22 protein-coding genes are annotated in these 22,079 nt (G+C 67.4%); 14 read left to right on the top strand and 8 right to left on the bottom strand.

The genetic code is table 11. The features are described 5' to 3' along the window. Positions 1–6 precede the first annotated feature (6 nt). Positions 7–165: a hypothetical protein gene (locus tag DSHI_RS22625; RefSeq protein WP_203426291.1), complete on the bottom strand. Its 159-nt coding sequence runs from the start codon at positions 163–165 to the stop codon at positions 7–9. Between the two features lie 113 nt (positions 166–278). Further along, positions 279–1,148, bottom strand: coding sequence for a branched-chain amino acid aminotransferase (locus tag DSHI_RS16730; RefSeq protein WP_012179961.1), 870 nt, complete (start codon positions 1,146–1,148; stop codon positions 279–281). Between the two features lie 160 nt (positions 1,149–1,308). Between DSHI_RS16730 and DSHI_RS16725 the strand changes: the two genes are divergently transcribed. Then, positions 1,309–1,815, top strand: a complete 507-nt coding sequence (locus tag DSHI_RS16725) for a MarR family winged helix-turn-helix transcriptional regulator (RefSeq protein ID WP_012179960.1) — start codon at positions 1,309–1,311, stop codon at positions 1,813–1,815. After that, on the top strand, positions 1,815–2,528 hold the full coding sequence (locus DSHI_RS16720) for a response regulator (RefSeq protein WP_012179959.1): 714 nt from the start codon (positions 1,815–1,817) through the stop codon (positions 2,526–2,528). Before DSHI_RS16725 ends, DSHI_RS16720 begins: the two co-directional genes overlap by 1 nt. Before the next feature lie 7 nt (positions 2,529–2,535). Here the strand turns inward: DSHI_RS16720 and DSHI_RS21500 are convergent, their stop codons facing one another. After that, positions 2,536–3,084, bottom strand: a complete 549-nt coding sequence (locus tag DSHI_RS21500; RefSeq protein ID WP_012179958.1) for a hypothetical protein — start codon at positions 3,082–3,084, stop codon at positions 2,536–2,538. Positions 3,085–3,111: 27 nt separating this feature from the next. Between DSHI_RS21500 and DSHI_RS16710 the strand changes: the two genes are divergently transcribed. From DSHI_RS16710 to DSHI_RS16685, 6 genes are read left to right on the top strand one after another with little or no spacing between them, the layout of a single operon-like run. After that, entirely contained in the window at positions 3,112–4,053 is a 942-nt protein-coding gene (locus DSHI_RS16710) for a histone deacetylase family protein (protein WP_012179957.1), read from the top strand. Beyond that, complete coding sequence (locus tag DSHI_RS16705; RefSeq protein ID WP_012179956.1) at positions 4,050–4,292, top strand: exodeoxyribonuclease VII small subunit; 243 nt, start codon at positions 4,050–4,052, stop codon at positions 4,290–4,292. The genes DSHI_RS16710 and DSHI_RS16705 overlap by 4 nt, the downstream gene beginning before the upstream one ends. A 45-nt stretch (positions 4,293–4,337) precedes the next feature. Beyond that, the gene (locus DSHI_RS16700; RefSeq protein ID WP_245533088.1) at positions 4,338–5,171 is read left to right on the top strand and encodes a polyprenyl synthetase family protein; all 834 of its coding nucleotides are present in this window, start codon (positions 4,338–4,340) and stop codon (positions 5,169–5,171) included. A gap of 20 nt (positions 5,172–5,191) precedes the next feature. Further along, positions 5,192–7,123, top strand: coding sequence for a 1-deoxy-D-xylulose-5-phosphate synthase (gene dxs / locus DSHI_RS16695; protein WP_012179954.1), 1,932 nt, complete (start codon positions 5,192–5,194; stop codon positions 7,121–7,123). Between the two features lie 12 nt (positions 7,124–7,135). Next, positions 7,136–7,954, top strand: coding sequence for a class I SAM-dependent methyltransferase (locus DSHI_RS16690; RefSeq protein WP_012179953.1), 819 nt, complete (start codon positions 7,136–7,138; stop codon positions 7,952–7,954). A gap of 5 nt (positions 7,955–7,959) precedes the next feature. After that, the gene (locus tag DSHI_RS16685) at positions 7,960–8,841 is read left to right on the top strand and encodes a glycosyltransferase family 2 protein (RefSeq protein WP_012179952.1); all 882 of its coding nucleotides are present in this window, start codon (positions 7,960–7,962) and stop codon (positions 8,839–8,841) included. 29 nt (positions 8,842–8,870) lie between these two features. On the opposite strand, the gene DSHI_RS16680 is transcribed toward DSHI_RS16685, so the two are convergent. Both DSHI_RS16680 and DSHI_RS16675 read right to left on the bottom strand, forming a co-directional pair. Beyond that, the gene (locus DSHI_RS16680; protein ID WP_012179951.1) at positions 8,871–9,743 is read right to left on the bottom strand and encodes an SDR family oxidoreductase; all 873 of its coding nucleotides are present in this window, start codon (positions 9,741–9,743) and stop codon (positions 8,871–8,873) included. A 38-nt stretch (positions 9,744–9,781) separates the two neighbouring features. Continuing rightward, entirely contained in the window at positions 9,782–10,201 is a 420-nt protein-coding gene (locus DSHI_RS16675; RefSeq protein ID WP_012179950.1) for a VOC family protein, read from the bottom strand. A 126-nt stretch (positions 10,202–10,327) separates the two neighbouring features. Between DSHI_RS16675 and DSHI_RS16670 the strand changes: the two genes are divergently transcribed. The 5 genes from DSHI_RS16670 to DSHI_RS16650 all read left to right on the top strand — a co-directional run bounded on the left by DSHI_RS16670 (position 10,328) and on the right by DSHI_RS16650 (position 15,023). Beyond that, entirely contained in the window at positions 10,328–11,797 is a 1,470-nt protein-coding gene (locus tag DSHI_RS16670) for an AMP nucleosidase (RefSeq protein ID WP_012179949.1), read from the top strand. A gap of 753 nt (positions 11,798–12,550) precedes the next feature. Next, on the top strand, positions 12,551–12,841 hold the full coding sequence (locus DSHI_RS16665; protein ID WP_012179948.1) for an HU family DNA-binding protein: 291 nt from the start codon (positions 12,551–12,553) through the stop codon (positions 12,839–12,841). A 114-nt stretch (positions 12,842–12,955) separates the two neighbouring features. Continuing rightward, positions 12,956–13,819 (top strand): DMT family transporter, encoded by an 864-nt coding sequence (locus tag DSHI_RS16660; protein ID WP_044029059.1) that lies wholly within the window; start codon positions 12,956–12,958, stop codon positions 13,817–13,819. A gap of 58 nt (positions 13,820–13,877) precedes the next feature. Further along, positions 13,878–14,591, top strand: a complete 714-nt coding sequence (locus DSHI_RS16655; protein ID WP_012179946.1) for a cytochrome c biogenesis CcdA family protein — start codon at positions 13,878–13,880, stop codon at positions 14,589–14,591. Between the two features lie 15 nt (positions 14,592–14,606). Continuing rightward, positions 14,607–15,023: a thioredoxin family protein gene (locus DSHI_RS16650; RefSeq protein ID WP_012179945.1), complete on the top strand. Its 417-nt coding sequence runs from the start codon at positions 14,607–14,609 to the stop codon at positions 15,021–15,023. On the opposite strand, the gene DSHI_RS16645 is transcribed toward DSHI_RS16650, so the two are convergent. From DSHI_RS16645 to DSHI_RS16635, 3 genes are read right to left on the bottom strand one after another with little or no spacing between them, the layout of a single operon-like run. Further along, on the bottom strand, positions 15,020–16,792 hold the full coding sequence (locus DSHI_RS16645; RefSeq protein WP_012179944.1) for a bifunctional molybdopterin-guanine dinucleotide biosynthesis adaptor protein MobB/molybdopterin molybdotransferase MoeA: 1,773 nt from the start codon (positions 16,790–16,792) through the stop codon (positions 15,020–15,022). The two genes, DSHI_RS16650 and DSHI_RS16645, sit on opposite strands and share 4 nt — an antisense overlap. Then, positions 16,789–17,424, bottom strand: coding sequence for a molybdenum cofactor guanylyltransferase MobA (gene mobA, locus DSHI_RS16640; protein WP_012179943.1), 636 nt, complete (start codon positions 17,422–17,424; stop codon positions 16,789–16,791). Before mobA ends, DSHI_RS16645 begins: the two co-directional genes overlap by 4 nt. Beyond that, positions 17,421–18,305 carry a formate dehydrogenase accessory sulfurtransferase FdhD gene (locus tag DSHI_RS16635; RefSeq protein ID WP_012179942.1) on the bottom strand — a complete coding sequence of 295 codons (885 nt, stop codon included), beginning with the start codon at positions 18,303–18,305 and terminating at the stop codon, positions 17,421–17,423. The genes mobA and DSHI_RS16635 overlap by 4 nt, the downstream gene beginning before the upstream one ends. A gap of 329 nt (positions 18,306–18,634) precedes the next feature. Between DSHI_RS16635 and DSHI_RS21495 the strand changes: the two genes are divergently transcribed. Further along, the gene (locus DSHI_RS21495) at positions 18,635–21,988 is read left to right on the top strand and encodes an ExeM/NucH family extracellular endonuclease (protein ID WP_157865353.1); all 3,354 of its coding nucleotides are present in this window, start codon (positions 18,635–18,637) and stop codon (positions 21,986–21,988) included. Positions 21,989–22,079 lie beyond the last annotated feature (91 nt).

Raw genomic sequence — 22,079 nt, 5'->3', positions numbered from 1 at the left:
CGATCCTCAGAAGAACGTGGTGCGGAGAAGGGGCAGGACGGCGGCGGCCAGCACGCCGACCAGCGCGCCCACCACCAGCCGCGCCGCGCGTCCGCCGAGGCGCGGGGCAAAGAGGCTGAGAACCGCACAGACAAGGGCGTAAAAGGCAAGGCTGACAGGGTCCATGCCGGTATCCTTGCACAGGCAGGGGGCGCCGCGCAGTGTGACACGTCGTTCTGATGGACGGTTTTCGCCCCGCGCCCGTGCCCGGGCGCAGGCATCGGGGCAGGCGCGGGCGGTCAGGCCCGCACGAGTTGCTCGTAGCTTTCCGCGATGTCGCGGGTCAGGGCGCCGACCTCGAAGTTGTAGGTGCCGATCTGGCCGACGGGGGTAACCTCGGCGGCGGTGCCGGTCAGCCAGCACTGCTCGAACCCTTCGAGTTCCTCGGGCATGATGTGGCGCTCGTGCACCTTCACCTGCTTGTCGCGCAGCATCCCGATCACTGTCTGCCGGGTGATCCCATTGAGGAAGCAATCGGGGTCGGGCGTGTGCACCTCGCCGTCCTTGACGAAGAAGATGTTGGCCCCGGTCGCCTCGGCCACGTAGCCGCGGTAATCCATGAACAGAGCGTCCGAGCAGCCCTTGGCCTCGGCGGCGTGCTTGGACGTGGTGCAGATCATGTAGAGCCCCGCGGCCTTGGCGTGGACCGGGATGGTCTCGGGTGAGGGGCGCTTCCACTTGGCGATGTCGAGCTTGGCGCCGCGCGTCTTGGCGTCGCCGTAATAGCTGCCCCATTCCCAGCAGGCGATGGCCAGATGGACGGGATTGCGGGCGGATGCGACACCCATGTCGGGCCCCGCCCCGCGCCAGGCCACCGCGCGGACATAGGCATCCGACAGCCCGTTGACCTTCATCACCTCGTATTTTGCGGCCTCGATCTCGTCCACGGTGAAGGGGATCTCGATATCCAGCTCGCCCGCCGAGAAATGCAGCCGCTCGGAATGGCGGCGGCTCTCGAAGATCTTGCCGTTATAGGCGCGCTCGCCCTCGAACACCGAGGAGGCATAGTGCATGGCATGGGTCAGGATATGGACATTGGCGGCGCGCCAATCCACCAGCTTGCCATCCATCCAGATCGTTCCGTCGCGGTCGTCATAGGCCCCAACCATGGTCTTTCCCCCTCATATCCCCACAGGGATTTACAAAAGTTGCGCACATAGGTCCGGTTCGGTCCAAATATTGCGCTAAAGCTGCGATTCGATAGCAATCGGCTCTTGGAAAGTCAACAAGGCTGACATAAAATGCCTGCAACATCGAAAAGAGGCCGACATGAACGAGATCGCCAGCCGCGCCGCCCAGGGTGAGAACCTGCTGTTTTTGACCGACGAACAGCTGCGCAAGGGGATCGAGGCGATGTTCTTTGCCTATCGCGGCTTCACCGCAGATCCCGACCGGATCCTGGCGCAATACGGCTATGGCCGGGCGCATCACCGGGCGGTGCATTTCATCAACCGCGCGCCGGGGACGACGGTGAACAACCTTCTGGATATCCTCGGGGTGACCAAGCAGAGCCTGAACCGGGTGCTCCGCAGCCTGATCGAGGATGGCCTCGTCGAGAGCCGCGTGGGCACCCGCGACAAGCGCGAGCGGCATCTGCACCTGACCGAAGCCGGTGCGGCGCTGGAGCGCGAGTTGTCGGAGGCGCAGCGGGCCCGCATGCGCGCGGCCTTCCGCGACGCGGGGCCGGAGGCGGTGGCCGGGTTTCGCACGGTGCTCGAACAAATGATGGACGCGGAGAGCCGGGCGTTGTTCAATGCGCTCAAGGAGACTTCTTGATGCAGGACGAAGACGCCCATCTGCTGATCGTGGATGACGACGAGCGCATCCGCACGCTCTTGCAGAAATTCCTGATCCGGAACGGATTCTGGGTTTCGGCGGCCCGGGATGCGGCCCAGGCGCGGCGGCTGCTGGCCGGTCTGGATTTCGACCTGATCGTGCTCGACGTGATGATGCCCGGCGAGGATGGCGTTGCCCTGACCAGATCCCTGCGCGAGACGCGGGAGACGCCGATCCTGCTGCTGACGGCGAAGGGGGAGGCGACCGACCGGATCGCGGGGCTTGAGGCAGGGGCGGATGACTACATCGCCAAGCCGTTCGAGCCCAAGGAGCTGCTGCTGCGGATCAACGCGGTGCTGCGCCGGGTGCCCAAGACCGACGAGCCCGCGGCCCGGCCCAAGGTGCTGCATCTCGGCCCGGTGCGCTACGACGTGGAGCGCGGCGAGATGTGGCGCGGCGACGAGCCCGTGCGCCTGACCGCGACCGAAAGCGCCCTGATGCGGATCTTCGCGTCCTGTCCCGGCGAGGCGCTGAGCCGGTCCAAGCTTGTCGATGATCTGGGCCGGGGCAGCGGCAGGGATGGCGGACAGGCCCAGGAACGCGCGGTGGACGTGCAGATCACCCGCCTGCGCCGCAAGATCGAGGCTGATCCGAAGCAACCCCGCTTCCTGCAGACCGTCCGCGGGGCAGGCTACATGCTGTCGGTGGAGTGACGGCCCGCTAGTCCAGCCCGCAACTGCGCGGTGGCTGGCCGTCCCAGAGGGTGACGGGCAGGCGGTCGGGGGGCTGCGTGATTGCGGTCTCTTGCCCGTTCACGGTCAGCACCCCGCGCCCGGTCAGCAGGTTCACGTCGCAGCGTCCGGTATTGGCGGCATCGAGCGTATCGCGCCAGCCATAGGTGAACCCGGCCAGCAGCAGGTCGTCGTCGCGCCAGGCCAGGGTCAGGGTTTGCGACCAGCGCTCGCGCCCGATGCTGTCATTGCCGGTGACGACCTGCAGGCTGCCCGCGGAGGTGGCCTCGAGGCTCGGGCCCGGCGCAGGGCCGCCGAGCCAGGCGATCTTGGGCGCGGTCACGCGGCGCTGACCGGTGTCGAGCACGAGCACCGCATCCGCGTCCGTTCCGACGACCAGTCGCGCGGTGTCGGGCGTGCCGTCGCCGGTCACGTCGACGGTGATCTCGGCCAGCACGGTGCCGGGGGCCGGGAACTCCGCCCGGGCGAGGCCAACGGAAGCCAGCAGGGCGATCGCTGCCCAGAGCCCTTGTTTCATCGCGGTCGATCCTCTAGCCATTCGGTCATGTCCACCGCTGTCTATACCCATTCCGAGTGTCTGTCACACGTCACGCCCCCGGGCCATCCCGAGCAGGTCGCGCGCCTTGTTGCGGTGGCCGAGGCGCTGGACACCCCCGGTTTTGCCGCGCTGGAGCGCCGGTCCGCGCCCCTGGGCGAGATCGCGGATATCCTGCGCTGCCACCCGCAGGGGTACGTCGACCGGGTACGCGCCGCGATCCCCGAGGAAGGCGCGGGTGTGGTGTCGCTGGATGCCGATACGCATGTGATGTCCGGGTCCTGGAACGCGGCCCTGCGCGGGGTCGGCGGAGTCTGCGCGGCGGTGGATGCGGTGCTGGCCGGAGAGGTCGGCAATGCCTTTGTCGCCTGTCGCCCGCCCGGCCACCATGCGGAGACCGAGACCGCGATGGGGTTCTGCCTGTTCGGGAATATCGCCATCGGGGCGAAGCGAGCGCTGGATCACCACGGGCTCTCTCGGGTGGCGGTGGTGGATTTCGACGTCCACCATGGCAATGGCACTCAGGACCTGCTCTGGGACGAGGCGCGGGCGTTCTTCATCTCGAGCCACCAGATGCCGCTCTATCCCGGCTCCGGCGCGCGGCACGAGACCGGCGCCCATGGCAATGTCTTCAACCTGCCCTTCCCGCCCGACACCGCAGGCCCCGCCTTCCGGCGGCAGTACGAGGCGGAGGTATTTCCGGCCCTGGAAAACTTCCGGCCCGAACTGATCCTGGTCTCGGCCGGGTTCGACGCGCACCGGGCGGACCCGCTGGCGCAGATGGCGCTGGTGGAGGAGGATTTCGCCTGGGTGACGGGTCGGCTGTGCGAGATCGCGGCGGAATTCTGTGACGGGCGCGTGGTCTCCACCCTCGAAGGGGGCTATGATCTGCCCGCCTTGGGGGCGAGCACCGCCGCCCATGTAAAGACCCTGATGGAGCACGCGCAATGAGCGATACCCCGGTGGAAGAGATGAGTTTCGAGGCGGCGATGGCCGAGCTGGAAAAGGTCGTCGGCGAATTGGAACGGGGCAGCGTGCCGCTGGAGGATTCGATCAAGCTCTATGAGCGCGGCGCGGCGCTGAAGGCGCGCTGCGAGACCAAGCTGAAGGAAGCCGAGGAGAAGGTGGCGCAGATCACGCTCGATGCGGATGGTCAGCCCACGGGCGTGAAGCCCGCCGACGGGCTCTGAGCCTTGTCGGGGTTTGCAGCGGCCCAAGCCGACGGGGCCACACGGATTGCCGCCTGTCTTGACGATCTGATCGGAGCTCAGCCCGAGAGCGTTATCCGCGACGGGATGGCCTATGCCACCCGGGGCGGCAAGCGGTTGCGCGGAGTGCTGGTGCTGGAGACGGCCTGGCTGCACGGTGTGGCGCCGGAGCGGGCGGTTTACGCCGCCGCCGCCATCGAGTGCCTGCATGCCTATTCCCTGGTCCATGACGACCTGCCTGCGATGGATGATGACGATCTGCGCCGGGGTCAGCCCACGGTGCACGTCAAATGGGACGAGGCGAGCGCGATCCTCGTGGGCGATGCCTTGCAGACCCTGGCCTTCGAGGCGCTGAGCGATCCGCGCATGACCGACGATCCGGCCGTGGCGCTGGCGCTGGTGCGGTCCCTCGCACAGGCCTCCGGGGCGGCGGGCATGGTGCTGGGCCAGGCGCTGGACATCGCGGCCGAGACTGCGGCGGCCCCCCTGAGCCTCGACGAGATCACCCGGTTGCAGGCGGGCAAGACCGGCGCGCTGATCCGCTGGTCGGCGGAGGCGGGCGCGCTGCTGGCCCGGGCGGACCCGGCCCCCCTGCGGCGGTATGCCGAGGCCATCGGCCTTGCCTTCCAGATCGCGGATGACATCTTGGACGTCACGGGCGATGCTGAAAAAGCGGGCAAACGGCTACAGAAGGATGCCGAGGCGGGCAAGGCGACCTTCGTGTCGCTCTTGGGGCTGGAGGCGGCGCGGGCGCGGGCGGCGGCGCTGGTGGCAGAGGCCGAGGCGGCGTTGCAGCCCTATGGCGCGGAGGCAGAGACCTTGTGCGAGCTGGCGCGTTTCGTTATCGCACGCGACACCTGAGGCTGACCGGAGGCCCTGTTATGAGCGACCGTCCCCATACCCCCGTGCTCGACCGGGTGAAGACCCCGGACGACATGAAGGGGCTGAGCGACCGGGAACTGGTCGCACTGGCGCGCGATCTGCGGGCCGAAACGATCAGCGCGGTGTCGGTTACCGGCGGGCATCTGGGGGCCGGGCTGGGGGTGGTGGAGCTGACCGTGGCGCTCCATGCGGTGTTCGACGCGCCCCGGGACCGGATCATCTGGGACGTCTCGCACCAGTGCTATCCTCACAAGATCCTGACCGGGCGGCGCGACCGCATTCGCACGCTGCGGATGAAGGACGGGCTGTCGGGGTTCACCAAGCGGTCCGAGAGCCCTTATGACCCTTTTGGGGCGGCGCATTCCTCGACCTCGATCTCCGCCGCGCTGGGCTTTGCCGTGGCGCGGGACCTGGGCGGCGCGCCGGAGCATGGGATCGGCGACGCGATCGCGGTGATCGGGGACGGGGCGATCAGTGCGGGCATGGCGTTCGAGGCGCTGAACAACGCGGGTCATCTGAAAAAGCGCCTGATCGTGATCCTGAACGACAACGAGATGTCCATCGCGCCGCCCACGGGGGCGATGTCGAGCTATCTCAACCGGCTCTATGCCGGCGCGCCGTTCCAGGAGTTCAAGGCCGCCGCCAAGGGGGCGGTCAGCCTGCTGCCGCCGCCGTTCCAGGAGGGGGCAAAGCGCGCCAAGGACATTCTCAAGCACATGACCATCGGCGGCACCTTGTTCGAGGAGCTGGGCTTTTCCTATGTCGGGCCGATCGACGGCCATGATATGGAGCAGCTTCTGAGCGTGTTGCGGACGGTGAAGGCCCGGGCCGACGGGCCGATCCTGATCCATGCGATCACCAAGAAGGGCAAGGGCTATGCGCCCGCCGAGGGGGCCGCGGACAAGGGCCATGCCACGGCGAAGTTCGACGTGGTCTCCGGCGCGCAGAAGAAGGCCCCGTCGAACGCGCCGACCTATACCAATGTCTTCGCCGAAACCCTGATCGACGAGGCGGAGCGGGATTCGCGGATCGTGGCGGTCACGGCGGCGATGCCTTCGGGCACCGGGCTCGACAAGTTCGCCAAGCGGTTCGCGGCGCGGACCTTCGATGTGGCCATTGCCGAGCAGCATGGCGTGACCTTCTGCGCCGGGCTGGCGGCGGGCGGGATGAAGCCCTTCTGCACGATGTACTCGACCTTTTTGCAGCGCGGCTATGACCAGGTGGTCCATGACGTGGCCTTGCAGAACCTGCCCGTGCGCTTCGCCATCGACCGGGCCGGGCTCGTGGGCGCGGACGGGGCGACCCATGCGGGGGCCTATGACACGGCGTACCTGTCGAACCTGCCCAACATGGTGGTGATGGCCGCGGCCGACGAGGCGGAGTTGCGGCACATGGTGGCCACCGCGGTCGCCCATGACAGCGGACCCATCGCCTTTCGTTTCCCGAGGGGCGAGGGCGTGGGCGTCGAGTTGCCGGAGCGCGGCGTGCCCCTGGAGATCGGCAAGGGCCGGATCATCGCGGAAGGCAGCCGGGTTGCGATCCTGTCCTTCGGCACGCGGCTGGCCGAGGTGCGGGAGGCCTGCGAGGCGCTCACCGCTCGGGGGATCACGCCCACCGTGGCCGATGCGCGCTTTGCCAAACCGCTGGACCGGGACCTGATCCTGCGGCTGGCGGCCGAGCACGAGGCGTTGATCACCATCGAGGAGGGCGCGGTGGGCGGCTTCGGTTCCCATGTGGCGCAGCTTCTGTCGGAAGAGGGGGTGTTCGATACGGGCCTCAAATTCCGGTCCATGGTGTTGCCCGATACCTTCATCGACCAGGCGAGCCCGCGCGACATGTACGATATCGCCGGTCTGAACGCGCCGGATATCGAGGCAAAGGTGCTCTCGGTGCTCGGCGTGGCCCAGATCGACCGCCGCGCGCAATCCTGACCGGAGAGAGCCATGACCGACCAGACGCCCCCGGGGGACCGTGACGACACGGCGCAGAGCGTCCCGCCCGTCCCCGAGGTGTCCGATCTTGCCCCGATCCTGTCGGAGATGCGGAGCACCCTGCGGGATCTGGCGGTCAGCGCCCGGATCATGGCGCTGGGGTCCGAGCGGATCGCGCCGGTCTTCTTTCGCGACAGCATCATCCACACCCATGTCCCCTTCGTGGATTTCGACGAGGGGCAGCGCAAGCTGGCCATGACCGCCCGCCATGACGACGAGTTGTCGTTCTTCCAGTTGGCCGAACATGACATCGTGCCGCCGGGGCGGAGCCTGGTGGTGGTGGGCGGCTATCTCGGGGCCTCCACCGTGGCGCTGGCGCGGGTGACCGCCCCCGGAGCGGTGCATGTGTTCGAGCCGCAGGGCTGCCTGCAGGCGCCCTTGCGCCGAACGCTGGAGCTGAACGGGCTGCAAGAGGCGGTGGTGCATCCGGACGTGGTGACCGAGGACGGGGCCGCGATGACCCTGGGCACCCAGAAGCCCCTGCGATTGGCCGAGACGGTCTTCGTCGCGCGGGACGGCGGGGGCTATCCCGCCACCAGTCTCGATGCGCGGGATCTCGGCGATGTCGGGGTGCTGCACCTGTGTTTCAACGGCACCAAGATCCCGGCCCTGCGCGGGGCGCGCGAGACCATCGCGCGGTGCAGCCCGGTGATCCTGTGCGACAAGTCCGGGCGCGACCTGGGAGAGATCGCGGCCTTTCTGGGTGAGTTGGGCTATGCCCACCAGGCGGTCGGGCCGCGGCTGTTTCTCTACGTTCGCGAGGGGGCCTGAGCCCCATGGCCGTCGCGTTCGTCACGATGGTCTATGACGATGCCTTCTTTCTCGACATCTGGGTGAAGTATTACAGCCGGTTTACCGATCGGCGGAACCTCTATGTCATCACCCACGGGCCGCAGGACTATGCCCATGACATCGCGGCGGGGTGCAATATCGTCGAGGTGAACCGCCGCGCCCCGTACCGGGCCATGGACAGCGACCGGTTCCAGCTGGTGAACCATTTCTGTTCCGGTCTGAACTTCATGTTCGACTGGGTGGTCTATAACGATGTGGACGAGCTGCTCGTGCTGGACCCGGAGGTGGGCCCCGATCCGGTGGCCCATATCGCCGGGCTGGACCGGAGGCTGGAGGTGGTGTCGGCCCTGGGGGTCGAGGTCATTCACAGGGTCGACCTGGAATCCGACTACGACCCGCGGCGGCCGATCCTGTCCCAGCGCAAGCACATGCGGATCAATGCCTGGTACTGCAAGCCCTGCATCACCTCGATCCCGCTGCGTTGGGGGCCGGACGGGCACGGGTCGGAACACGGGACATACAACCTGAGCGACGATCTCTACCTGTTCCATCTCAAGTGGTTCGATCAGAAGTTTCACACCGACCGGCACGCGGATCGGCTCGCCATGCGCGGCACCAATGCCGATGGCAGCGACCTGGTGTTCGGGGCCGGATCCTGGGGCTGGTCGAAATTCGAGTACCAGCGGATCAGCAACGACTATCTGCGCTTCACCATCGAGAAGAAGGGCAAGGGGTTCGATTTCACAGAGGAACGCAAGCGGCTGAAAGAGAGCTTCGTGCAGGGCAAGACCGGGTTCTATTCCACCGACTGGTTCGTGGATGGCGATCTGCGGATCCTGCCGGAACGGTTTGGCGGATTGTTCTGAGCAGCGGGCAGCGCGTGCGGTCCGGGGTGTCAGGGGGTCGCGTTGTGGCTCTCCTCGGCCAGCATGGCCGCCAGGCCGGCGCGGTAGTCCGGATAGATCAGGCGCACGCCCAGCTCGTCCTTGATGCGGTCGTTGCGGACCTTCTTGCTCTCGGCATAGAAGCTGCGCGCCATGGGGGACATCTCGGCTTCCGCGATCGGGATGGCGGGCGGGATGGGCAGGCCGAGCAACTCCGCCGCATGGGCAATCACGTCTTCGGGTGGGGCCGGGTCATCGTCGCAGACATTGTAGGCCGCTCCGGGGTTGGGCCGGGCGATGGAGGCGGCCAGCACCTGGGCGATGTCGTCCACATGGGTGCGGGAGAACACCTGCCCTTCCTTGATGATCCGCCGCGCCGTGCCGTTGCGCACCTTGGAGAACGGCCCGCGCCCGGGGCCGTAGATACCCGCCAGCCGGAAGATATGCAGGGGCAGGTCCGCCTCGTCCGCCAGCGCGCGCCATTCGGCTTCCGCCGCGACCCGGAGCTGTCCGCGTCGTGTCGCCGGGGTCAGGGCGGCGGTCTCGTCGACCCAGTCGCCCTGGTGGTCGCCGTAAACCCCGGTGGTCGACAGGTACCCGACCCAGTCCGGTTGTGCGGCGGCGAGGGCCTCGCGCCATTCCGCGAGCACCGGGTCGCCCGCGTCGGTCGGTGCCGCGGAGGTCAGGATGTGGGTGGCTGCGGCAATGTCGGCGGACAGGTCCGCGCCGGGCCAGACCCGGGCTTCGATCCCCTCGGCCTCCAGCGCTGCGGCCTTCTCGGCGCTGCGGGTGGTGCCGATGATGCGCCAGCCTCCGGGTAGGAGCAGGCGGGAGAGCGCACGGGCGGAGTAGCCGTGCCCGAAAGAGAGGAGGGTTTGTGTCATGGGCGCAATCTGGAAGCGGGACGCGCGGGATGCAAGGCTCAGAGCGCGCGGCTGGGCACCCAGGCGTAGCCATCGGGATCGAGGATCACCGCTTCGCGCAGCCCGTGGGGCTTGTCGGTCGCGCCTTGCAGGATCAGCCCTCCTGCGGCTTCGGCGCGTGCGGCGGCCGCATCCGGGTCACAGTCATAGAGCCGCAGTTCCACCCCGCCGCCGCGCGGGCCGCTTTCGGGAAGCAGGCTGGGCAGGGGATGGGCGTGGTAGGTGGCATCGGCGTGGATCTGGAACACGGCGTCCCCATAGGTCAGGATCGCGAAGTCCCGGGTCGGCTGGTGGGCGGTCATGCCGAACACCTCGGTCAGGAACGCGACGCTGCGTTGGGCGTCCTGTACCAGCAGGTTGATCCCCAAGCCGCGCAGGCTGCGCCCGAACGTGACCGCATCGACCGTGTCGTACTGCATGAAGTGCCCCCTTTAGGTCAGCATTAATGACATAAAATCGGTGGCCGTGCAACTTCGGGCTTGCGGGCCGGGTTCAATCGCGCTCATGGTCTGAAACGCCCGCCCAAGCCGGAGAGACATCGCACCGTGACCCAGACGCTGAAGACCCCTCCGCGGACCCTGCCGCGCAGCTTTGACGATGCCGCTGCCGCGGTGGCCGAGTTGCAGCGCCTTTATGACGAGGGTGTCCTGTTCTTGCAGACCAGCTTCGCAGATGCGGTGCGCGAGGGCGCGGTTTCGGCACGCTACCGGGCGTTTTACCCGGAGATCCGGGTACGGGTGAGCAGCTTCGGGCAGGTGGACAGTCGGCTGTCCTTCGGCCATGTCGCCGAGCCCGGCAGCTATGCCACGACCGTCACGCGCCCGGATCTGTTCGCGAACTACCTGACACAGCAGATCGGCCTTCTGATCCGCAATCACGGGGTGCCCATCGAGATCGGGCAGTCCGAGACGCCGATCCCGCTGCATTTCGCCATGGCGGGCGGGCCGGTGGCCTCGATCCCGCAGGAAGGCGTTCTGGCCTTCACCCTGCGCGATGCCTTCGACGTGCCGGACCTGGCCACCACCAACGACCAGATCGTCAACGGCTACGGCTTCAAGCACGAAGACGGCGCGGGCCCGCTGGCGCCCTTCACGGCGCAGCGGATCGACTATTCGCTGGCGCGGCTGCAGCATTACACCGCCACCAAGGCGGAGCATTTCCAGAACCATGTCCTGTTCACCAACTACCAGTTCTACGTGGACGAGTTCATCGCCTTCGCCCGCAAGGCGCTGGCCGATCCCGACAGCGGGTATCAAAGCTTCGTGGCCCCGGGCAACGTGGAGATCACCGACCCGGACGCGGAATTGCCGGTGCTGCCGAAGGCACCGCAGATGCCGACCTATCACCTGACCCGCAAGGGGCAGGCAGGGATCACGCTGGTCAATATCGGGGTGGGGCCGTCCAACGCCAAGACCGCGACCGACCATATCGCAGTGCTGCGGCCCCATGCCTGGCTGATGCTGGGGCATTGCGCGGGGCTGCGGAATACCCAGAGCCTGGGCGATTACGTTCTGGCCCATGCCTATCTGCGCGAGGATCACGTGCTGGACGACGATCTGCCGATCTGGGTGCCGATCCCGGCCCTGGCGGAGATCCAGATCGCGCTGGAGCAGGCGGTGGCGGAGGTGACCAAGCTGGAGGGCTATGACCTCAAGCGGATCATGCGCACGGGCACGGTGGCCACCATCGATAACCGCAACTGGGAGCTGCGCGACCAGTCCGGCCCGGTCCAGCGCCTCAGCCAGTCCCGCGCCGTGGCGCTGGACATGGAAAGCGCCACGATCGCCGCCAATGGATTCCGGTTCAGGGTGCCTTACGGCACGCTGCTATGCGTGTCGGACAAGCCGCTCCATGGGGAGTTAAAGCTGCCGGGCATGGCGACGGAGTTCTACACCACCCAGGTGGCCCGGCATCTGCTGATCGGGATCCGGGCAATGGAGACGATCCGCGACATGCCGCTGGAGCGTATCCATTCCCGGAAACTGCGCAGTTTCGAGGAAACCGCGTTTCTTTAACCGCTTTCGCGCCGCCGCAAGGCCCCAAAACCGCCGTGCCCGACCAGGGCCAGCGGCAGTATTCCCGAGATGGAAGGTCACCGCATCGCTGTTGCCGACGACGCGGAACAGGTCGCTTGACGCCATGCTGCTTGTGTCAAGGACGACTGTCGGGGTCGCCGGGATCCGGAAGTTCGCGGTGGTGACCTCTTGGATGTCTGCATCTCCACCGTTGACGATGAATTCGAACCCGGGATCGAAGGGGCTCACCGATGCTGTTGAAGGTGCGGAGGCGCGGCCAAGCTCTGCCGAAAGCCCGATGCGCTCGAGGCTGCCGGAGACCGCGATGGCGACGTATGACCGGCTCTCTTCCACCGCGACGACCACGGCCGCCTGGGCGGTACTGGCAAACGCAGCGCAGAGAAACGTCGTCCAAAAGTTTCGAACACAATGTGCCCCTTCAAGATCGGGCAAAAAGGTCGCAACCGTGGTGATCTCGCTGCGGTGTGTCGAAGAAATCTGAGATCGGGATGTGGGTTTCAGGGCCGGATCGGTCGTTCGTTTTGGGTCGCCGAACCCCCGCGCCGTGGCCGCCAAGAGGCCCGAACGGGGCCAGTTGGACAGATACGGGGGGCTCAAGGGGGCAGAAACTCGGGCCAGCCCTGTTTTTTATGGGGTTTTAGGCGCGGGGACTCTTGTTGTTCCCGACAATCCTCTGTTTATCTGTGCACGAGCCTCAGAAGGACCGGGGCTGACAGGAACAGGGAGAGACCTATGGCAGCCAAGCCGCTCACAAAGACTCAACTCGTCGCCGCCCTCGCAGAAGGGGCTGAGCTGGACAAGAAGACCGCGGCCGCGACGCTCGACGCGCTGACGTCGATCGTGACCAAGGAAGTGACCGACGGCGGTGCGGTGACGCTTCCGGGTATCGGCAAAATCTACTGCCGCGAGCGTCCGGAGCGCATGGTGCGGAACCCGGCCACGGGCGAGCAGATCAAGAAGGACGCCGACAAGGTGGTCAAGGTGACCATCGCCAAGGCGCTCAAGGACAGCGTGAACGGCTGAGCCGGACATGTCTGACTGAACGAGAGGGTCGCCGCTCCGGCGGCCCCTTTTTTTGCGAAAGCCCCATGTAATGCCCCGCAAGACCCCCGACAGACCAAAGGCCCGGGCCGCATGATGGACTTGCGGGCACTGGTGATGGGGCTTGGCTTTGCCCTGATGTGGTCGAGCGCGTTCACTTCGGCCCGGATCATCGTGGCGGCGGCACCGCCCCTGACGACCTTGTCACTGCGATTCCTGATCTCGGGGCTGATCGCCGTGGGGATCGCGCTGGCCCTCGGGCAGACCTGGCGGTTGAGCCGGACCCAGTGGAAGGCGACCTTCCTGTTCGGGCTCTGTCAGAACGCGCTCTATCTCGGGCTGAATTTCGTGGCGATGCAAACGGTGCAGGCCTCGCTGGCCGCGATCATCGCCTCGACCATGCCGCTGGTGGTGGCCTTGGCGAGCTGGCTCGTGCTGCGGGAGCGGTTGCGGCCCCTGGCGATGGTGGGGCTGCTGGCCGGGATCGCGGGTGTGGTCCTGATCATGGGGGCGCGGTTGCAGGCCGGTGTGGACCTCGTGGGTGTGCTCTACTGCGGGATCGGGGTTCTGGCGCTGGCCTTTGCGACGCTCGCCCTGCGGACCGCGTCCTCGGGGGGCAATCTGTTGATGGTGGTGGGCTTGCAGATGCTCGTGGGGGCGGTGGCGCTGGCCCTGGTCGGGCTGCCCACCGAGACGCTGGAGGTGACCTGGAGCTGGCAGCTGGTGGTGGCGTTTGCCTACACCACGCTGGTGCCGGGGCTGGCGGCGACCTTCGTGTGGTTCCTGCTGGTGGACCGGATCGGCGCGGTGCGGGCGGCGACGTTTCATTTCCTCAACCCGGTCTTCGGGGTGGCGATTGCCGCGGCCCTGCTGGGCGAGGCGCTGGGCGCGCGGGATGTGGTGGGGGTGGCCATCGTGACCCTCGGCATCCTGGCGGTGCAGCTGTCGCGGGCGCGCTGACGCAGCTGTGATAGTCCGTGTCGGTGACAGGGCCGCTGCCGCGCGGTAGGTCCGGTGCATGGATCTGATCCTTGGATATGGCGCGGGGCTGCTGACGCTCATCAACCCCTGCGTGTTGCCGGTGCTGCCGATCGTGCTGGCCACCGCGTTGCAGGCGGACCCGCGCGGCCCTCTGGCCCTGGCCGCAGGCATGAGCCTGGCCTTCGTGACGCTGGGGCTCGGGGTGGCGACCCTGGGCCGGAGTGTCGGCTTGGGCGAGGAGCAGGTCGGGCAGGCGGCGGCGGTTCTGATGATCCTTTTCGGGCTCGTGCTGCTGGTGCCGCGGTTCAGCGCCGGGTTCGCCACGGCCACGGCGGGCATGTCGGCGCGGGCCGATGCCGGGATGGACGAGATCGACCGCAGCGGCGTCAAGGGCCAGTTCATCGGTGGCATGTTGCTCGGCGCAGTCTGGAGCCCCTGTGTGGGCCCGACCCTGGGGGCCGCGATCTCGCTGGCCTGGCAGGGGGAGAGCCTGTGGCGCGCGGGCAGCATCATGGCGGCCTTCGCGCTGGGTGTGAGCACGGTGATCCTGGCGCTCGGCTATGGCGCGCGGGCGGCGATCCTGCGCCGCCAGGCCCTGATGCGCCGGATCGCTCAGTATGCGCGCCCGGTGATGGGCGGCGTTTTCGTGGCCGTGGGCACGGGTCTGTTATTCGGGGTCCATCACATGGCCGAAGCTTGGGCGGTGGAGACCCTGCCGCCCTGGCTGATCGACCTGTCCGTTTCGTTGTAATCATGGGAGAGAGACATGAACCGTCGTGAGATTTTGGCCCTCGGGGCCGCATTCGTGACCGCGCCGATGGCGGCGCAGGCGATGGAGGGGGCGAAGGCCTATACCCCCGGCATGGTCGACGCGGCGCTGGCGCGGGGCGAGACCGTGTTTCTCGACTTCAAGGCAAGCTGGTGCAGCACCTGCGCGGCGCAGGGCCGGGTGCTTTCTGCGCTGAAGGCGGAGATGCCGGACTATACCTCCAGCATCACCTTCATCGACGTGGATTGGGACGAATTCAAGGACGCCGAGATCACCCGGCGGCTGGAAATTCCGCGGCGCTCGACCCTGGTGGTGCTGAAGGGCGATGAGGAGTTGGGGCGCATCGTGGCCGGGACCGGCAAGGAGCAGATCAAGGCGCTGATGGATACGGCTCTGGCCGCCGCGACGTCCTAGGGGGTCAGCAGCCCGGCATAGGGCAGATAGCGCACCGGGGTGCCTGGGGCGATTTCCTGCGCCTCCGGGCCGAGGGCGACGAGCCCGTCGGCCCAGCTCAGCCCCGAAACCCGGCCCGACCCTTCGGAGGCGAAGACTTCCGCCGTCCCTTCGGGGCTGAGGCGCGCGCGCAGATACTCGCTGCGACCCGGCTTCTTGCGCTTGGAAAACGCGGCGGGCACGGTGAAGCCGAGCGGCTCCTGCCACGGCCCGCCGGCCAGCACCGACAGGGCGGGACGGGCGAAGATCAGGGCGCAGACGAGTGCGGCGACCGGGTTGCCCGGCAGCCCGAAGACCGGAACCCCCCGCCACAGCCCCAGCGCTAGCGGCCGGCCCGGTTTCAGGGCGATCCGCCAGGAGGTCATGGTGCCTTCGCTTTGCAGGATGGCGGACATGTGGTCCTCGTCCCCCGCCGAGGCGCCGCCGGAGGTCAGGATCACATCGCAGCGCTCCGCCGCGTCGTCGAGGATCGCGCGCAGCCCGTCGCGGTCATCGGGGGCCTGGCCGAGATCCACGGGCCGGTAGGCCCAGCCCGCCGCAATCCCCAGCAGCATGGGCCGGTTGGCATCGAAGATGCGCGCAGGGTCATCCGTCTCCCCCGGTGTGGCCAGCTCATCCCCGGTGGACAGGACGCCCACGCGCAGGGGGATGCGGACCGCGACCTCCGCCACGCCGACCGACGCCAGCAACGCCAGGTCCGGCGCGCGGACCCGGTGGCCCGCATCGAGGACCGTGTCGCCGCGCAGCTTGTCCTCCCCGGCCTTGCGGGTATTCGCACCCCGTTTCAGCCCGGCGCCAAAGCGCACGGTATCGGCGTCGAGGGTCACGTCCTCTTCGAGAACCACTGTATCCACGCCCGCAGGCAGGCTCGCACCGGTGAGGATGCGCAGGGCCTGCCCCTCGGGCACGGGATGCGGGTGGGGCACCCCGGCAGCGGCGCGGCCACCGGCCAGCGGCAGCGCGCCCCCCTCGGGGCCGAGGGCGGCATGGGCAAAGCCATAGCCATCCACGGCCGAGTTCGCGGCGGGCGGGTTGGCGCGCAGGGCGGTCACCGGGGCGGCGAGGATGCGGCCAAGCGCGTCCCGGGCCGCCAGTGTCTCGGTGCCGGTGACACAGGTCAGCCCGTCGCGCAGCAGGTCGAGCGCGTCGGCCACCGGGGTCCAGTCGACGCCGGGGGGCAGGGCGAAACAGTCATTGCGCAGCTGCGAGGGCGGCTGATCCTCGGCGGGCTGCGCGGTCAGCCCGGCCTCGCGCAGGATCAGGTCTGCGATGGCGGCGGTGTCGTCGAGGTCGATCACCGGCACCGGAAGTCCCTCCGGCGCACCGTTGGAGGCTACCGCGCGCACGGTCGTATCCTCGCGCGCCAGAAGACCTTTGCCGGTTTCGACCCGGTGCGCTTCGATTTTCGGGTGGCGGCTGCGCTTGTAACCTTCGACCAGCACCAGGTCGACCGGCGTCAGCTTGGGCAGCAGGTCTTCGAGCTCCGGCTCGGGGGTGTCGCGCAGCTCGTGCATCATCGCCCAGCGTTTGCGCGAGGCCAGCACCACCTCTACCGCGCCGGCCTGCCGGTGGCGGTAGCTGTCCTTGCCGGGCTGGTCCACATCCACCGCGTGATGGGCGTGTTTCAGGGTCGAGACCCGGAAGCCCCGACCGCTGATCTCGGCCACGAGACGTTCCATCAGCCCGGTCTTGCCGGAGTTCTTCCAGCCCACAACGCCGAAGAGTTTCATGCCGTGCCCTCGGTCAGGCGGGCGCGGGCAAGCTCCAGATCCTCGGGGGTGTTGACGTTGAAGAACGGGTCGGGGCCGGGCGCGTCGAAGAGCGCTGTGGCCGTGCCGTGCCGGTCGGTCCAGAGCACCACCTTGCGCAGCCCGTCGGTCAGCGCCGCGCGCAGGTCGTCGCGCAGGCCGACGGGCCAGAGCCCGAAGGTCGGGTGGCGGCCCATGCCGCTCTTGCGGCCCCCGTCGGGGGAGGCGGCCATGGCGATGGGATGCCCGGTCTCGGTCCGCGCGGCGTCGAGCCGGGCGACGAGGTCGGTGGGAAAGAACGGGGTATCGGCGGCCACGCTGACCAGGGTGTCGGCGCCAAGCTCCGCCGCCCAGTCGAGCCCGGCGAGCACACCCGCCAGGGGTCCGGCGAAGCCTTCGATACTGTCGGCGATGACCGGCAGGCCGAGATCGGCGAAGCGCGCCGGGTCGCCATTGGCGTTGAGCGCGATCGGCCCCGCCTGGGGGCGCAGCCGGTCGATCACATGGGCGAGGATCGGTTTGCCGCCGAGGTCATGGAGGCTCTTGTCGCCGCCGCCCATGCGGGTGGCGAGCCCCCCCGCCAGGATCACACCGGGATAGCGCGCCGCACTCATGGCTGCGCACTCTTGCGGCGGGACTTCGGGTCTTCCTCGGCCACCTGGGCGAGATCTGCGTCCCAGATCAACCGGTCTTCGCCTGCAAGGCAGATGAAGCGTTTGCCGCGCATCCGGCCGATCACCGTCAGGCCCACGTCGCGGGCGATCTCCACCCCCCAGGCGGTGAAGCCGGATCGTGAGGCGAGCACGGGGATGCCCATCAGGGCGGTCTTGATCACCATTTCCGAGGTCAGCCGACCGGTGGTGTAGAGGATCTTGTCCGCGCCGGAGATGCCCTCGGCCCGCATCCAGCCCGCGACCTTGTCCACCGCATTGTGGCGGCCGACGTCCTCCATGTAGACCAGCGGGCGGTCGCCTTCGCACAGCACGGTGCCGTGGATCGCGCCCGCGCTCAGGTACAGGCTGGGGGTGCGGTTGATCTTGGCCGCCAGCGCATAGAGCCAGGAGGTGCGGACCTGCGTGTGCGGTAGCGCCAGCCCTTCGAGCCCTTCCATGATGTCGCCGAACACCGTGCCCACGGCGCAGCCGGAGGTGCGGGTCTTCTTGGCGAGCTTGTCCTCGTAATCGGTCTCGGTCTCGGTGCGCACGACCACCACGTCGAGATCGTCGTCATACTCCACCCCGGTGATCACATCCGCCTTGGCCAGCATGCCCTGATTGCGCAGAAAGCCCACGGCCAGGTATTCGGGGTAGTCCCCGATGGTCATGGCGGTGACGATCTCGCGGCTGTTGAGGAAGATGGTCAGGGGGCGTTCCTCGACCACGGCGATCTCGCTGGCTGCGCCGGTCTGATCCACGCCGGTCACGGCCCGGGTCAGGCGCGCGCGGCCCGGATCGGGGGCGATCAGATACTCGTCGGACGGGTTCTCGAGTCCCATGGCGCGCGCCTCCCCTTTCCCCACGAACTTGCCCTGTTTCGGCCCTGCTCCGGGCCCATCGGCCTGTCAGTGCCCGCGGGGCGCTCTGCCCGCAGTTGCGCCCGCCGCGTCGAAAGTGTCAAGCGGATGCCCGTCCGTTAAGCTTCGTGAAGATTTGGTTAACAAAACCCTATGCAGTCGCCCCTTGTCATGCTGTTGTTATCGCATCGCGTCAGGACAGACCCGTGATCGGGCAGGCTGTTTCCGCCTGCCTCGCGGCTGTCGTGCTTTGGTGCGGCGCGGCGATACATGACAACAGGGGTACAACCATAATGGCACGCGATTTTTCCTTGGATGAGACGCATCAGGCGGCGGCTGGCAGCATTTTGATCAACGAGGTTCTGGGCAGCACCACCGGCCCCGACGCGGAATATATCGAGCTGATCGGGACACCAGGCGCGTCGCTCGCCGGGCTGTCGCTGATCGTGGTCGAAGGCGACGCGGGCAGCCCGGTCGGCAACATCGACCAGCGTCTGGACTTCGGGCCTGACGACGCGATTGCGGGCAACGGCTTCTTCCTGGTCGCCAGCGTGCAGGCGCAGCTGGTCTACGGGGTCGGCACGAACCTGGAGCTGCCGGAGAACTTTCTCGAGAACTCCTCCTACACCCTGGCGCTGGTGGAGACCGCGTCGCTGAGCGACGGGGCCGTGAGCGGGTCCGAGGTGGTTCTGGACGCGGTCGGCGTGACCGATGGTGGGCCGGAGGATACGTTTTTCTTCGGTGCGCCGGTCATCGGGCCGGACGGGTCCTTCCTGCCTGCGGGCGTGGGGCGGATCGTGGATGGTGTCGATACGGATACCGCCGCGGACTGGCAGATCCTGAATTTCAACAACGAGACACCGAATGACCCTACCTTCGGCGAGGCCGCGCCCGTACCCCTCGTGATCAACGAGGTCCTGGGGAGCACCACCGGCCCGGACAGCGAGTATATCGAGCTCTTCGGTACGCCGGGCGCGTCCCTTGCCGGGCTGTCGATCATCGTGATCGAGGGCGACAACGGGTCTCCCCAAGGCAATATCGACGCGCAGTTCGATTTCGGCCCCGGCGATGTGATTGGCGACAACGGGTTCTTCCTGATCGCCAATGCCACGGCGGCAGGCACCTATGACGTGACGCCCAACCTCGCCCTGCCCGACAATTTCATCGAAAACTCCACCTATACCATCGCGCTGGTCGAGACGGGTTCGATCACCGACGGGGTCGTGACCGGGACCGAGGTCGTGCTGGATGCGGTCGGTGTCACAGATGGCGGCGACGGCGATCAGACCTTCTTCGGCGCGCCCGAGGTCGGTCCGGACAGCAGTTTCCTGCCCGCGGGCGTGGGCCGGATCGCGGACGGGGTGGATACGGATACAGCCGCCGACTGGCAGATCCTGAGTTTCAACAACGATGCGCCGAACGATCCCACACCGGGCACCGGCGATTCTGGCGGGGGCGGTGGCGACGTGTCGCTGGATGACGATCCCACGCTGCTCTCGGCGATCCAGGGCGATGGGGACGAGAGCCCGCTCGTGGGGACCGAGGTGGTGATCGAGGTCGTGGTGACCGGCGACTACCAGGATGGCGACGCCGACAGCTTCCGTGAACTCGGCGGGTTCTTCGCCATGGAAGAGCCGGAGGATTTCGACGCCGACACCGCCACCTCCGAGGGGATATTCGTCGATGACAGCGGGCTGGCCGCGCCGCTCGACGTGGCGGAGGGCGACATCGTCCGCGTGGTCGGCATCGTGCAGGAGGATTTCGGCCGCACCGTGCTGGTGGCCAGCCAGATGCGGGTCGAGGTTGCCGGGGCCTATGAGGACATCGCCGACCTGGCGGTGGAGACCGATCTGCCGGGCCTAGAGGACCGCGAAGCCTTCGAATCGATGCTGATCGAGATCACCGAGACCCTGACCATCACCGAGAGCTTCGATTACGAGCAGTTCGGCGAAATCACCGTCTCGTCCGAAGGCGTGCTCTATCAATACACTCAACTCAACGCGCCGGATGTGGACGGCAACGCGGCCAATGCGGCCTTCGTGGCCGACAACACGATCCAGATCGACGATGGCAGCGACGGGCGCCGCAGCGATCTCAGCCCGCTCTTCGAGCCGGACGGGGACCTGATCGGCGGGGTGGCGGACGGTCCGCGCCTGGGGCAGGACCTGGAGCCGATCATCGGTGTGGTGGATTTCAATTTCGGTGAATACAAGCTGCGCCTGCCTCAGGCCGCCAGCTTCGAGGCCATTGCGGAAAGCAACCCGCGCCCGGAGGAGGCCCCCGACGTGGGCGGCAGCCTCAAGGTCGTCAGCTTCAACGTGCTGAACTACTTTACGACGCTGGAGGGGCTGACCGATAACGGCAACACCCCGCGCGGGGCGGAAAGCCCCGAGGAGCTGGAGCGGCAGGCCGAGAAGCTCGTGAGCGCGTTTCTGGAGATGGACGCGGATGTCTACGGGCTGATCGAGCTGGAGAACGATTTTGCCTCCGATCCGAACGATCCCACGGATGTGACCGCGATCCAGGACCTGGTGGACCGGCTGAACGCCGCCTCGGGGGCCGAGATCTACGATTTCGTGGACCCGGGCCAGGAATTCGTGGGCACCGATGCGATTGCGGTGGGCTTCATCTACAAGACCACCACGGTGGGTCTGGTGGGCGATGCCGCGATCCTCGACACCCAGGCCTTCCTCGATCCGCTGGATGACGGTGACGACAGCAATGGCGACGAGACCCCGAATGGTGACAGCTTCAACCGGGCCGCGGTCGCGCAGACCTTTGTCGAGATCGAGTCCGGTGGCGAGTTCACGGCGGTGGTCAACCATTTCAAGTCCAAGGGCTCTCTCACCGGCGCGGCCGAAGATGAGAACGCGGGCGATGGGGCGGGCAACAACAATGCCACTCGCGAGGCCGCGGCGGCCGAGCTGGCCGCCTGGCTGGAAACCAACCCGACCGGCTCGGACGATCCGGATGTGCTCATCCTCGGGGACCTGAACTCCTACGCGCGGGAGACGCCGATCACTACGCTGGAGGACGCGGGTTACACCAACCTCGTCAGGGCGCTGTCGGGGGAGGAGGCCTATGGCTACCGCTTCAGCGGAGAAGTCGGCTCGCTCGACTATGCCATGGGCACCGACAGCATGACCTCCCAGGTCACGGGCGCGGTGGAGTGGACCATCAATTCCGATGAGTTCGTGATCTACGATTATAACGAGGAATCCACCTTCGGCAGTCCGATCCTGCGGCCCACCGACCAGGGTCTGTTCGACGGGACGAACCCGGCGCGCAACTCGGACCACGACCCGGTGATCGTCGGGCTGGATCTGGAAAGCGACCGGATCAACGAAATCCTCGGAAATGTGCGCAGCAACTTCCTGCGCGGCACGGACGAGGCGGACCGGATCGACGGGCAGGGCGGCGCCATCGACGTGATGACCGGCAATGGTGGCGCGGACGTGTTCGTCTTCTTCGACGAAGAAGGGTTGAACAACCGGCTGCGCATCACCGACTACACCGTGGGCGAGGACGTGATCGACCTTGCCGGGCTGGAGGTGCGCAGCGTGTTCGAGGGCGCGCGCGGCGTGACGATCCGGCTGGACACGGACGGTGTCGATTACATTCGCGTCCTCGGGGTCAGCGATATCGACGACATCGCCTTCCTTTGATCCGGCGGGCCTGACGGGGAAGGGGCGTCCGGGTGGGCGCCCCTTCGGCATTTGTGGCCCCACCGGGCATCGCATGTGCTTTTCCACTTTG

This window comes from Dinoroseobacter shibae DFL 12 = DSM 16493, from assembly GCF_000018145.1.
Classification (GTDB): Bacteria; Pseudomonadota; Alphaproteobacteria; order Rhodobacterales; family Rhodobacteraceae; genus Dinoroseobacter; species Dinoroseobacter shibae.
This window is presented reverse-complemented; position numbering and strand designations above follow the sequence as displayed.